2 protein-coding genes are annotated in these 14,901 nt (G+C 60.9%); one reads left to right on the forward strand and one right to left on the reverse strand.

Going from position 1 to position 14,901, the window contains the following annotated elements; genetic code table 11:
• Positions 1-48: 48 nt before the first annotated feature.
• Positions 49-13,194, reverse strand: a complete 13,146-nt coding sequence (locus tag ACMDB8_RS00075; protein WP_413966564.1) for a retention module-containing protein — start codon at positions 13,192-13,194, stop codon at positions 49-51.
• A gap of 356 nt (positions 13,195-13,550) precedes the next feature.
• On the opposite strand from ACMDB8_RS00075, the gene ACMDB8_RS00080 reads away from it, so the two are divergent.
• Positions 13,551-14,900 (forward strand): TolC family outer membrane protein, encoded by a 1,350-nt coding sequence (locus ACMDB8_RS00080; protein ID WP_056727011.1) that lies wholly within the window; start codon positions 13,551-13,553, stop codon positions 14,898-14,900.
• Position 14,901 lies beyond the last annotated feature (1 nt).

Consider the following 14,901-nt stretch of genomic DNA (forward strand, 5'->3'; position numbering starts at 1 on the left):
GGACGCAATCGTGACGACCGCCCCATAGGGGGCGGCCGTTTCCGTGCATCAGCTGTTGTTGTGATCGATTTTGATGGTCGGGTCGCTACCGGCAATCAGGTTGTGCAGGTTAGCGCTCGACCAGTTGTTGCCTTCCAGCTTGATCGTCACGTCCGGCGTGGCGGCTGCGGCGTTGCCCGAGTTGAACTGGCCGGCCGAGCTGACTTGCAACGACGACACGCCATCGACGGTGCTGATCTTCAGGAAGTTGTCGATGGTGCTGCCGGTTTCGCCCTGCAACAGATCACGCAGGTCGATCCGGTCGCCTTCGCTGGCCTTGAAGTCCTTGATCACGTCGTTGCCGGTATCGCCCGCTTTCCAGACGAAGGTATCACCGCCGGAACCACCGATCAGGATGTCGCTGCCCTGTCCGCCCATCAACGTGTCGTTACCGGTGCCGCCGAGCAGGATGTCATTGCCCTTGCCACCGTCGAGGTTGTCGTTGCCGCCCGAGCCGAACAGGATGTCATTGCCGGCACCGCCCAGCAGGGTGTCGTTGCCGTCATGGGCACCGGACAGATCGAACGCGTTGTAATGCTCGGTGATGTATTGGTGCACATTACTGGTGGTGACTTTGCTGACTTCCACGCCGGATTGCTGCGCCACGAAGGCTTGCATGGCCTGGTAACCCTCGCCGGCAATGCCGTTGAAGCTCACCAGGTCGCCGAACAGGATGTCGTTGCCTTCGCCACCGCTGACGGTGTCGTGACCCGGCATCGTCGCTTCGGTGTGGCCGATGATCGAGTTGGCCAGATCCTTCGGATCGATGTTGGTTTGTGGCAATTGATTCGAGTCATACGGCTTCAGGTCGTTGAGGCTCACGCCGTTGTTGAGGCCAATAGCCTCGACATTCGACAGGTTGCTTAGCAGTGCAAAGCTGCCGGTGGAGTTGCTGGTGGTGTCCCAGTCAGTGCTGCTGCCGTCGCCGTCACGCCCCGAGAACTCGTAGGTGCCGTCACCCTGGGCATGCAGATAGCCGAAGTCCTTGGATGACCAGCTACTTCCGTTGCCGTTGCCGTTGCCATTTCCGTTATTGCCGTTGCTGCTCTTGGTCCAGACCGTCACTTGGCCCGAGGCGGAAATGTCGATCTGGTGCGTGCTGTCGGGGAACAGGCTGATCGCTTTACCCAACTGATAGTTACTGGTGGTGATCAGGCTATCGAGCGTTGTGCTGCCATACAGGGTCGGGTTGGTCGACTCGCCGCTCTGGTAGTAAGTCGGCTTGCCGTCAGTAATGAAATACGTGAGGTTCTTCGCCCCGGTGTTGGCCACGGCGTCCGCACTCTGGAACCAGTTGGCCGTGGTTTTGAACACGTCCTCGTAGTTGGTGCCGCCGCCGGACGACATCGAGTCCAGAGTCGCCTTCAACTGAGTCAGCGCATTCGAGTCATTGAGGTTCACCGACACCGACTTGTTGACCTGGGTGTCGAAGTCCACCAGGAAGATGTTCACCGTACCCGAGTTGCTGCCCAGGCTTTGCTTGAGGGTGTTGAACACCGACGTCAGCGAGTCCTTGGCCGAGCTGATCGACGACGAACTCATACTGCCGGAGCTGTCGACCATGAACGCGATGTTGTAGTTGGTGCCCGGCACCACGGTCAGGCCGCCGATGTCGGCGACGATGATGTCATTGCCGTCGGTGCCGGTGACGGTGTCATCGGCCGCGGTGGCGGTGACAGCGTTGTAGGCCGCCGGGTACACGGTCACGGGGATCTGCGAAGTGCTGCTGGCCGAACCACCCAGGGCCTCGGTGGAAGTCGAGGTCACGGTCAGGTTGAACTGGCCGTTGTAGTACGGTGGCGCGGTGACGGTCAGAGAGCCGAGGTTCCAGCCTGTCACATTGGCCTCGCCATTGGACGCGGTGACCGTGAAGGTATGTCCCGCGCCGTCGGTGAGCACCGAGCCGACCGGCATGCCGCTGATCTTCAGGCTCAGGCTTTCCGAGCCGTCGGTGTCGGTCAGCGCGGTGGTGATGGCGGACAGTTTCACACTGGTGCCTTCGGCGCCGGTATTGAGTTTGTAACCGTCGTAGTAGCCTTCGCCATTGGTGCCGTGCAAGTCGGACACGGTCACGCCGGCATTCACCAGGTCCGGGACGCCGGTGTAAATCGGTACGCCGGCACTGCTCAGGTCGATCGGCGTGCTGCCATTGACCGACAGGTTGACGTCATAGCTGCCCGGGCCACTCTGGTTGTGGTGGTAGATGTCCAGGGTGTAGTAGCCGCTGGTGGTCGGGGTGTACGAACCGTTGAGGTTGCCGCCCGCACCCCAGGTGATCGCAGCGACGTTCTTGCCGCCGATGGTCACCAGCAGGCTGTCATCGCCAATACCGCTGAAAGTGTAGGTCTTGCCGGCTTCGAGGTAGATCAGGCCGGAAGTTTTCGACGCCGTACCGGCGGTTACGCTACCGTCGGACTGCACGTTGGTCACGGTGCCTTTGGAGTTCGCCGTGCCAGCGGCGTCGATCACGTTTTTCAGCGTGGTCGAGTCCGCGCCATTGCCGCTGGTGCCCAGGCCCGACAGACCGGTCCAGACTTCCTTGATCAACCCGGTGGACCTTACGCTGTTGTCGGCAACGCTCAGGGTCGGGGCATCCGCCACTGGAGTGATGTCGATCTTGATCGTGCCGGTGTTGCCCAGCGTCTGGCCGTCGGTTGGCTGGAACTGGAGTTGCGCGTAGTCAGCCTTTTGGTCACCAGTGCCAGGGCCGTAACCGTCCACGCCCGACTCGTTGGCATCCGGCATGAAGCGAAGTTTGCCCGCGTCGATATCAGTCTTGCTGAACGTCTGGTTGGCGGCGACATCTTTCCAGGTCGAACCGTCCAGGTACTGCAGTTTGCCCTCGCCCGGCAGCTGGGTGATTTTCACGCCCAGGTTGGTGGCCGGACTGTCGATGTCGCTGACGCCGAAGGTCGACCAGCCGAGGATCAGCGGCGTGTCTTCGGTGCCGGTGACGTTGACCGGTGCTGCGACCGGTGCGTCATTGACCGCCACCACGTTGACCGTGGTGGTCGCGGTGTTGGAGTAGTTGCTGCCATCGGTCACCGTCACAGTGATGATGCGCGGCACGGTGCTCGGATCTTCACTGTTGTTGGTGAAGGTGATGTTTTTGATCTGCTGCATGTAGTCGGCCAGCGTCGCGTTACCTGACAGGGTCAGGGTGACGGTGCCGTTGGTGCTGTTGGCATTGATGGTAATGCCGTTGACGCTGTTGCCCAGGTTCAGGGCATCGCCGTCCTGACGGTTGGTCAGCACGATGGTCGCGCCGGTCAGCAGGGTGCTGTCCGGGTCGGTGATGCTCAGGTCGGTATCGCCAATCGACACGCCAGGGCCGGCAGTGTTTTCGGTGAACGTCACCTTGTAATCGGCTCCGGTGGCGCCGCTGGAGTTGTTGGCATCGAGGTCCAGTGCTGGCGGTGCGTCGTTGTCGATGATCGAAGTGCCGACGCTGCCGTTGGACGTGCTGATCTCCAGGTTCTCGAAGTTGCCTCCGGTGGCCGAGTCGATCTTGACCACGAAGTTTTCGGTGCTTTCGGTGATCCGGTCATCGATGGTCGAAATGTCGAACGGCACGCTGCTGGCATTCGCCGGGATCTTGACTGTCGTCACACCGGTGAAGTCCACACCATTGGCTGCGGTACCGGAGTAGGTCAGGGTTACGGTCACTTCACCGTGAGCCGGGTTGGTCAGCGCAAGGGTGTAATGTGCGGCCTGACCCTCGACGACAGATGTATCACCCGAGATGCTGATGGTGGTGACGTCACCGGTGTTGGCTGGCGTATTTGGCGTACCCGAACCTGCTTCGTCGGTGACGGCAGTGGTGAACTGGTCCTTGCCCAGGGTCAACTTCTCGAAATTGTCAGCGCCGCTGACCGATTCCAGTTTGTTTACGATGGACGGCTGGCCGCCGGTGTAGACGTCATCCTTGGCAATGATGGTGGCGGAACCGGTCGCGGTATTGGCTGGGACGGTGACTTTGGTGCCATCGGAGAGGGTGAACTCCAGCGGGCCGTGGTTATTGACCGGCAGACCGGCCGCGTTGGTCAGGGTCACGGTGTAGGTGACCTGGCCGCCTTCGGCGACGGTGGGCTTGTCGGCGGTCAGGGTGGCGATCACTTCGCTGACGGTGTCGGTGATGGCCACGTTGGCCGCGGTGCCGTCGATCACCAGGTTTTCGAAGGTCTGGCCGTCGACGCTGGCCGAGCCGACGGTCAGGCTCAGGTTACTTGGGTCGTTGTAGACGTCGTCACCCTGCACCGGTGCGGTGTAGATGGCCGACAATTTGCCCGCTTCAATGGTGACGGTGTCGCCGTTGCTCAAGGTGACTTTGAGGTCGTGATCGAGTTTCTGGTCGACCTTGACGGTGAAGGTCGGCGCGAGGTTTTCCTGTACGCCGCCATTGCCTTCGATGCTGACGGTGACCTTGTCGCCTTGGCCTGATGGCTCATCGGTGACGGTGGTTGCGACCTCGGTCTGACTCAGGGTCAGTTTTTCGAAGTTGTCAGCACCGCTGACCGATTCCAGTTTGTTGACGATCGGCGCCTGGCCGCCGGTGAAGACGTCGTCGGCAGCGGCGATGGTTGCAGAGCCGGAGGTCCCGTTCGCTGGAACAGTTACCTTCGTACCGTCGGAGAGGGTGAACTCCAACGGGCCATGGTTATTAATTGGCAGACCCGCCGCGTTGGTCAGGGTCACGGTGTAGGTGACCTGGCCGCCTTCAGCGACGGTGGACTTGTCGGCGGTCAAAGTGGCAATGACTTCGCTGACGGTGTCGGTGATGGCCACGTTGGCCGCGGTGCCGTCGATCACCAGGTTTTCGAAGGCCTTGCCGTCGACGCTGGCCGAACCGACGGTCAGGCTCAGGTTACTCGGGTCGTTGTAGACGTCGTCACCCTGCACCGGTGCGGTGTAGATGGCCGACAATTTGCCCGCTTCAATGGTGACGGTGTCGCCATTGCTCAAGGTGACCTTGAGGTCGTGATCGAGTTTCTGGTCGACCTTGACGGTGAAGGTCGGCGCGAGGTTTTCCTGTACATCGCCGTTGCTGGCGATGCTCACCGTGACCTTGTCGCCCTGATTGTCGGTCGGGGTGCCCGAACCGGGTTCGTCGGTGACCGTGGTTGCGACCTCGGTCTGACTCAGGGTCAGTTTTTCGAAGTTATCCGCGCCGGTAACCGATTCCAGTTTGTTAACGATCGGCACCTGGCCGCCGGTGAAGACGTCGTCGGCAGCGGCGATGGTCGCCGTGCCAGTCGCGGTATTGGCCGCGACGGTGATCTTGGTGCCATCGGAGAGGGTGAATTCCAACGGGCCATGGTTATTAATTGGCAGACCCGCCGCGTTGGTCAGGGTCACGGTGTAGGTGACCTGGCCGCCTTCGGCGACGGTGGACTTGTCGGCGGTCAGGGTGGCGATCACTTCGCTGACGGTGTCGGTGATGGCCACATTGGCCGCGGTGCCGTCGATCACCAGGTTTTCGAAGGTCTGGCCGTCGACACTGGCCGAACCGACGGTCAGGCTCAGGTTACTTGGGTCGTTGTAGACGTCGTCACCCTGCACCGGTGCGGTGTAGATGGCCGACAGCTTGCCCGCTTCAATGGTGACGGTGTCGCCGTTGCTCAGGGTGACCTTGAGGTCGTGATCGAGTTTCTGGTCGACCTTGACGGTGAAGGTCGGCGCGAGGTTCTCCTGTACATCGCCATTGCCTTCGATGCTGACGGTGACCTTGTCGCCCTGGCCCGATGGCTCATCGGTGACGGTGGTGTCGACTGTGGTCTGACTCAGGGTCAGTTTTTCGAAGTTATCCGCGCCGGTAACCGATTCCAGTTTGTTAACGATCGGCGCTTGGCCGCCGGTGAACACGTCGTCGGCAGCGGCGATGGTCGCCGTGCCAGTCGCGGTATTGGCCGGGACGGTGATCTTGGTGCCGTCGGTCAGGGTGAATGTGAGTTCACCGTGATTGTTCAACGGCAGACCGGCCGCGTTGGTCAGGGTCACGGTGTAGGTGACCTGGCCGCCTTCAGCGACGGTGGACTTGTCGGCGGTCAAAGTGGCAATGACTTCGCTGACGGTGTCGGTGATGGCCACGTTGGCCGCGGTGCCGTCGATCACCAGGTTTTCGAAGGTCTGGCCGTCGACGCTGGCCGAACCGACGGTCAGGCTCAGGTTACTCGGGTCGTTGTAGACGTCGTCACCCTGCACCGGTGCGGTGTAGATGGCTGACAATTTGCCCGCTTCAATGGTGACGGTGTCGCCGTTGCTCAAGGTGACTTTGAGGTCGTGATCGAGTTTCTGGTCGACCTTGACGGTGAAGGTCGGCGCGAGGTTTTCCTGTACATCGCCGTTGCTGGCGATGCTCACCGTGACCTTGTCGCCCTGATTGTCGGTCGGGGTGCCCGAACCGGGTTCGTCGGTGACCGTGGTTGCGACCTCGGTCTGACTCAGGGTCAGTTTTTCGAAGTTATCCGCGCCGGTAACCGATTCCAGTTTGTTAACGATCGGCGCTTGGCCGCCGGTGAACACGTCGTCGGCAGCGGCGATGGTCGCCGTGCCAGTCGCGGTATTGGCCGGGACGGTGATCTTGGTGCCGTCGGTCAGGGTGAATGTGAGTTCACCGTGATTGTTCAACGGCAGACCGGCTGCGTTGGTCAGGGTCACGGTGTAGGTGACTTGACCACCTTCGGCTACGGTGGATTTATCCGCGGTCAGGGTGGCGATCACTTCGCTGACGGTGTCGGTGATGGCCACGTTGGCCGCGGTGCCGTCGATCACCAGGTTTTCGAAGGCCTTGCCGTCGACGCTGGCCGAACCGACGGTCAGGCTCAGGTTACTCGGGTCGTTGTAGACGTCGTCGCCCTGCACCGGCGCTGTGTAGATGGCCGACAGCTTGCCCGCTTCAATGGTGACGGTGTCGCCGTTGCTCAAGGTGACTTTGAGGTCGTGATCGAGTTTCTGGTCGACCTTGACGGTGAAGGTCGGGGCGAGGTTCTCCTGCACGCCGCCATTGCCTTCGATGCTGACGGTGACCTTGTCGTCTTGGCCTGATGGCTCATCGGTGACGGTGGTTGCGACCTCGGTCTGACTCAGGGTCAGTTTTTCGAAGTTGTCAGCACCGCTGACCGATTCCAGTTTGTTGACGATCGGCGCCTGGCCGCCGGTGAAGACGTCGTCGGCAGCGGCGATGGTTGCAGAGCCGGAGGTCCCGTTCGCTGGAACAGTTACCTTCGTACCGTCGGAGAGGGTGAACTCCAACGGGCCGTGGTTATTGATCGGCAGACCGGCCGAGTTGGTCAGGGTCACGGTGTAAGTCACCGAACCGCCTTCAGCGACGGTGGACTTGTCGGCGGTCAAAGTGGCAATGACTTCGCTGACGGTGTCGGTGATGGCCACGTTGGCCGCGGTGCCGTCGATCACCAGGTTTTCGAAGGCCTTGCCGTCGACGCTGGCCGAACCGACGGTCAGGCTCAGGTTACTCGGGTCGTTGTAGACGTCGTCGCCCTGCACCGGCGCGGTGTAGATGGCCGACAATTTGCCCGCTTCAATGGTGACGGTGTCGCCATTGCTCAAGGTGACCTTGAGGTCGTGATCGAGTTTCTGGTCGACCTTGATGGTGAAGGTCGGCGCGAGGTTTTCCTGTACGCCGCCATTGCCTTCGATGCTGACGGTGACCTTGTCGCCTTGGCCTGATGGCTCATCGGTGACGGTGGTGTCGACTGCGGTCTGGCTCAGGGTGAGTTTTTCGAAGTTGTCCGCGCCGGTAACCGATTCCAGTTTGTTGACGATCGGCGTCTGGCCGCCGGTGAAGACGTCGTCGGCAGCGGCGATGGTTGCAGAGCCGGAGGTCCCGTTCGCTGGAACAGTTACCTTCGTACCGTCGGAGAGGGTGAACTCCAACGGGCCGTGGTTATTGATCGGCAGACCGGCCGCGTTGGTCAGGGTTACGGTGTAGGTGACCTGGCCGCCTTCGGCGACGGTGGACTTGTCGGCGGTCAGGGTGGCGATCACTTCGCTGACGGTGTCGGTGATGGCCACATTGGCCGCGGTGCCGTCGATCACCAGGTTTTCGAAGGCCTTGCCGTCGACGCTGGCCGAACCGACGGTCAGGCTCAGGTTACTCGGGTCGTTGTAGACGTCGTCGCCCTGCACCGGCGCGGTGTAGATGGCCGACAGCTTGCCCGCTTCAATGGTGACGGTGTCGCCGTTGCTCAGGGTGACCTTGAGGTCGTGATCGAGTTTCTGGTCGACCTTGACGGTGAAGGTCGGGGCGAGGTTCTCCTGCACGCCGCCATTGCCTTCGATGCTGACGGTGACCTTGTCGCCTTGGCCTGATGGCTCATCGGTGACGGTGGTTGCGACCTCGGTCTGACTCAGGGTCAGTTTTTCGAAGTTGTCAGCGCCGCTGACCGATTCCAGTTTGTTGACGATCGGCGCCTGGCCGCCGGTGAAGACGTCGTCGGCAGCGGCGATGGTTGCAGAGCCGGAGGTCCCGTTCGCTGGAACAGTTACCTTCGTACCGTCGGAGAGGGTGAACTCCAACGGGCCGTGGTTATTGATCGGCAGACCGGCCGAGTTGGTCAGGGTCACGGTGTAAGTCACCGAACCGCCTTCAGCGACGGTGGACTTGTCGGCGGTCAAAGTGGCAATGACTTCGCTGACGGTGTCGGTGATGGCCACGTTGGCCGCGGTGCCGTCGATCACCAGGTTTTCGAAGGCCTTGCCGTCGACGCTGGCCGAACCGACGGTCAGGCTCAGGTTACTCGGGTCGTTGTAGACGTCGTCGCCCTGCACCGGCGCGGTGTAGATGGCCGACAATTTGCCCGCTTCAATGGTGACGGTGTCGCCATTGCTCAAGGTGACCTTGAGGTCGTGATCGAGTTTCTGGTCGACCTTGATGGTGAAGGTCGGCGCGAGGTTTTCCTGTACGCCGCCATTGCCTTCGATGCTGACGGTGACCTTGTCGCCTTGGCCTGATGGCTCATCGGTGACGGTGGTGTCGACTGCGGTCTGGCTCAGGGTGAGTTTTTCGAAGTTGTCCGCGCCGGTAACCGATTCCAGTTTGTTGACGATCGGTGCCTGGCCGCCGCTGAATACGTCATCGGCAGCAGTGATGGTTGCAGAGCCGGAGGTCCCGTTCGCTGGAACAGTTACCTTCGTACCGTCGGAGAGGGTGAAAGTGAGTTCACCGTGATTGTTCAGCGGCAGACCGGCTGCGTTGGTCAGGGTCACGGTGTAAGTCACCGAACCGCCTTCAGCCACGGTGGACTTGTCGGCGGTCAGGGTAGCGATCACTTCGCTGACGGTGTCGTTGATAGCAACCGATGCTGGACCACTAATGACCAGATTCTCAAACGTCTTACCGGCAACGCTAGCATCAGCGATACCCAGCGAGGCGCTGCCGCCATCCTTGTAGACGTCATCACCTTGCGCCGGCAATGCATAGCCAACTTGAGTTGCGCCTGCGGCGATGACCACCGTCTGGCCGTTGCTGAGTGTCACCGTCAGGTCGTGATCCAGCTTCTGGTCGAGTTTGATGGTGAAAGTCGGTGCCTGGTTCTCCAGCACCGGACCAGCGCTTTCGATGGTAACGGTGACCGTGTCATTCACATCGGAAACCGTGGTGACTGCTGGAGTGTTGTTGAGCACCAGGTTTTCGAAGTTGCCACCGGTGGTACCAGTGATGGTGGTGCTGACGGTGCTGCCGTTGACATAAACGTCGTTGGCCGCCGTCGGCACGTTGACGCTGCCGCTGGTCTGGCCCGCTTCGATGGTGATGACCGAGCCGTTGCTCAAGGTCACGCTCATCGGTGTGCCGGCCGGATTGCTCAGGGTGGCGGTGTAGGTGATCTGGCCACCTTCGGTGATGTTGCCGGTAGCCGTGAGGGTCAGCCCGGTGGTGTCCACGGAATCGGTGATGGTGGTCACGGCCGGGGTGGTGTTGGGCACCAGGTTTTCGAAGTTGCCGCCGGTGGTACCAGTGATGGTGGTACTGACGGTGCTGCCATTGTTGTAAACGTCATTGGCCGCCGTCGGTACGTTGACGCTGCCGCTGGTCTGACCCGCTTCGATGGTGATGACCGAGCCGTTGCTCAAGGTCACGCTCATCGGTGTGCCGGCCGGATTGCTCAGGGTGGCGGTGTAGGTGATCTGGCCGCCTTCGGTGATGTTGCCGGTGGCGGTGAGGGTCAGCCCGGTGTTGTCCACGGAATCGGTGATGGTGGTCACGGCCGGGGTGGTGTTGGGCACCAGGTTTTCGAAGTTGCCGCCGGTGGTACCAGTGATGGTGGTGCTGACGGTGCTGCCGTTGACATAAACGTCATTGGCCGCCGTCGGCACGTTCACGCTGCCGCTGGTCTGACCCGCTTCGATGGTGATGACCGAGCCGTTGCTCAAGGTTACGGTCATCGGCGTGCCGGCCGGATTGCTCAGGGTGGCGGTGTAGGTGATCTGACCGCCTTCGGTGATGTTGCCGGTGGCGGTGAGGGTCAGCCCGGTGTTGTCCACGGAGTCGGTGATGGTGGTCACGGCCGGGGTGGTGTTGGGCACCAGGTTTTCGAAGTTGCCACCGGTGGTACCAGTGATGGTGGTGCTGACGGTGCTGCCATTGTTGTAAACGTCATTGGCCGCCGTCGGTACGTTGACGCTGCCGCTGGTCTGACCCGCTTCGATGGTGATGACCGAGCCGTTGCTCAAGGTTACGGTCATCGGCGTGCCGGCCGGATTGCTCAGGGTGGCGGTGTAGGTGATCTGACCGCCTTCGGTGATGTTGCCGGTGGCGGTGAGGGTCAGCCCGGTGTTGTCCACGGAATCGGTGATGGTGGTCACGGCCGGGGTGGTGTTGGGCACCAGGTTTTCGAAGTTGCCGCCGGTGGTACCAGTGATGGTGGTGCTGACGGTGCTGCCGTTGACATAAACGTCATTGGCCGCCGTCGGCACGTTCACGCTGCCGCTGGTCTGACCCGCTTCGATGGTGATGACCGAGCCGTTGCTCAAGGTTACGGTCATCGGCGTGCCGGCCGGATTGCTCAGGGTGGCGGTGTAGGTGATCTGACCGCCTTCGGTGATGTTGCCGGTGGCGGTGAGGGTCAGCCCGGTGTTGTCCACGGAGTCGGTGATGGTGGTCACGGCCGGGGTGGTGTTGGGCACCAGGTTTTCGAAGTTGCCACCGGTGGTACCAGTGATGGTGGTGCTGACGGTGCTGCCATTGTTGTAAACGTCATTGGCCGCCGTCGGTACGTTGACGCTGCCGCTGGTCTGACCCGCTTCGATGGTGATGACCGAGCCGTTGCTCAAGGTTACGGTCATCGGCGTGCCGGCCGGATTGCTCAGGGTGGCGGTGTAGGTGATCTGACCGCCTTCGGTGATGTTGCCGGTGGCGGTGAGGGTCAGCCCGGTGTTGTCCACGGAGTCGGTGATGGTGGTCACGGCCGGGGTGGTGTTGGGCACCAGGTTTTCGAAGTTGCCTCCGGTGGTACCAGTGATGGTGGTGCTGACGGTGCTGCCATTGTTGTAAACGTCATTGGCCGCCGTCGGTACGTTGACGCTGCCGCTGGTCTGGCCCGCTTCGATGGTGATGACCGAGCCGTTGCTCAAGGTTACGGTCATCGGCGTGCCGGCCGGATTGCTCAGGGTGGCGGTATAGGTGATCTGGCCGCCTTCGGTGATGTTGCCGGTGGCTGTGAGGGTCAGCCCGGTGTTGTCCACGGAGTCGGTGATGGTGGTCACGGCCGGGGTGGTGTTGGGCACCAGGTTTTCGAAGTTGCCGCCGGTGGTACCAGTGATGGTGGTACTGACGGTGCTGCCATTGTTGTAAACGTCATTGGCCGCCGTCGGTACGTTGACGCTGCCGCTGGTCTGACCCGCTTCGATGGTGATGACCGAGCCGTTGCTCAAGGTCACGCTCATCGGTGTGCCGGCCGGATTGCTCAGGGTGGCGGTGTAGGTGATCTGGCCACCTTCGGTGATGTTGCCGGTGGCGGTGAGGGTCAGCCCGGTGTTGTCCACGGAATCGGTGATGGTGGTCACGGCCGGGGTAGTGTTGGGCACCAGGTTTTCGAAGTTGCCGCCGGTGGTACCAGTGATGGTGGTGCTGACGGTGCTGCCATTGTTGTAAACGTCGTTGGCCGCCGTCGGCACGTTCACGCTGCCGCTGGTCTGGCCCGCTTCGATGGTGATGACCGAGCCGTTGGACAGAGTGACGGTTACTGGCGTCTGCGCCGGGTTGGTCAGTGTCGCGGTGTAGGTAATCTGACCGCCTTCGGTGACGGTATTGCCGGCCGTCAGGGTGACTGTGGTGGCGTCGACGGTATCGGTGACCTGGGTCACGGCCGGGGTAGTCGGCGTCGTTACTGTGATGCCGTTGCCGCCGCTGGTGCCGGTGACAGTTACTTCGATCTGGGTCGCGTCATTATAGACAGTGTCGTTCGCAGCCAATGGCACGTTGACGGTGCCGGTGGTCGAGCCTGCGGGAATCACGATCACGGCGCCGTTGGACAAGGTAACGGTCAGGTCGCTCAGCGGTGCCTGGGTCAGGGTCGCGGTGTACACCAGCACGCCACCGGCCTCGGTGATGGTCGGCGTGGCACTGAGGCTGAGGACTGATTCACTCGGGGTATCGGTATCGGTATCGGTATCGGTGTTGGTATTGAAATTGGCGTTGACGTTGGCATTGGTGGTCTGGCCACCCGGGATTTCCAGGGTCGTTTGCCCGGCAGAGTTGATACCCGCGGTCGGGAAGCCAATGGTCGGGTCGACGCGGCCAGCCGTAGCATCGAGCATCACGAAGCTGTGACCGCCACCGGCGGCACCACCAGAACCCGACGCCGTCGGACCCGCAGCGGTGGCTTCAAGGTCTTTGGTCGGGTCGGCACCGGCGATAATGGCTTGTTGCAGCTCTTCAACGGACGGCGCCGCCTGCGCGGTGGCGGCTGCCAGATCAGTGCCTGAGTCCGGGGCGTCAGCGCTCCACTGGGTGTCACGGCCCAGATCCAGGGTGCGGCCATCGGCCAGCTCCAGGGACACGGCACCGGAAAGGCCAGTGTCGATCTGATCGCCGGCAAACAGCTTGTCGCCTTCAACGAGAACGCGGCGGATGCCCTCGGGGGACACCACGAAAACCTGACCGACAATGCTTTTGACGATGGCAACAACACTGCTCATTGAAGACTCTCCGGGGTGTCACGTTCAGTTGACTTCCATAGACCTGATGGCATCTGCGCCGACCAGACTGGACGTACATTGCAAAATAGATGCACAAGTTTGACGCATCAACTCGTCAATAATTTGGCTATATTTTTTCGCTATTAACTTTATGCCAAACTATTGACCTTCTGGATCCCATCCTAAACAATCGTCCCAGTAATGTCACATTGATATTTAAGCTGTGACCTGTCCTCGGTATGTGATCCAGTTCCGCTTTTGAACTTTCCGACATACGGTCATTTCGCTTGCCATCTTCCGACACAGCGCGTTCTTTTGCTGTGATTCAAGACAAGAAGTCCTGGGAAATTCCTACAATGCGTTCGCCTTTGTTCATGGCTCTACCTTTCGTCCTTTCCGCGTCATTCATCCAGGCGCAATCCTTACCAGAAGCCATGCAACAAGCGCTGGATGTCCATCCGGAGGTCCAGGCGGGCGTCAACAGCCGATTGGCAGCGGACTATCAGTTGAAAGCTGCGAAGGGTGGGTACTTGCCACGGGTCGACCTGCTGGGCGGTTATGGTCGTGAAGGCACCGATAGCGTGACGACGCGAGATGGCAGCAACAATCACTTCGAAACCCTGAATCGCAGTGAGTCAAGTTTGCGACTGACCCAAATGGTCTTTGACGGTTTTGCGACGTCCAGCGAAGTCGGGCGTCAACAAGCCACCGTCAACTCCCGCGCCTACTCGCTGCTGAGTACCTCCGAGCGTACCGGGCTGACCGTGGCCCAGGTCTATCTCGACGTACTGACTCGCCGCGAATTCGTGCGCCTGGCCGAGGAAAACCTCAAGAGCCACCAACGCATTTACGACCAGATCCAGTTGCGCACCCAGCGTGGCGTCGGCAGCGGCGCCGACCTCGATCAGGCCGAGGCGCGGATGGCCCAGGCGCGCAACAACCTGATCACCGAGCAGACCAACCTGGCTGACGCCGAAACCAACTACCTCTCCGCTGTCGGCCAGATGCCGGATCAACTGGAGCGCCCGGCGAGTTTCATGGCGCTGATGCCGGCAAACCTGAATGAAGCCCGTGCACAGATGCTGGAAAACAGCCCGATCCTGCGCTCGGCCGAATCCGATATCGCCGCTGCCGAGAAGCAATACGACACGGCCAAGTCGACTTTCTACCCGCGCTTCGATGCTGAGTTGGGTCGCTCCGCGGACAACGACATTGATGGTCAGAACGGCCACAACAACGAATGGCAAGCCATGTTGCGCATGCGCTTCAACCTGTATGCCGGCGGCAGCAACAAGGCCGATCTGGAATCCAAGTCCTACCTGTCCAACCAGGCGCTGGACATCCGCAACAACGCCCTGCGCCAATTGAACGAAGAGCTGGGCCTGGCCTGGAACGCCCTGAACAATGCCAACGCGCAGGTGCCGATCGCCCAGCAATACGTCGATCACAGCACTGCCGTGCGTATCGCTTACCAGCGTCAGTTCAGCCTCGGCGAGCGTACCCTGCTCGATTTGCTCGACAGTGAGAACGAACTGTTTTCCTCCTCTCGCCGTCTGGCGGAGATCAAGAACATTCAGTTATTTACTCAGTACCGAATCAAGGCGACCATGGGCGAGTTGCTCAAGAGCCAGGGAGTGGTCGCACCATTGGCATCCGTTGTGCAGAACGACGTGAAGCCCAAGGTCCAATTGCCCGGTATGAATTGAG

The sequence above is a fragment of the Pseudomonas monachiensis genome, from assembly GCF_047345015.1.
In the GTDB taxonomy this organism is placed as follows: Bacteria; Pseudomonadota; Gammaproteobacteria; order Pseudomonadales; family Pseudomonadaceae; genus Aquipseudomonas; species Aquipseudomonas monachiensis.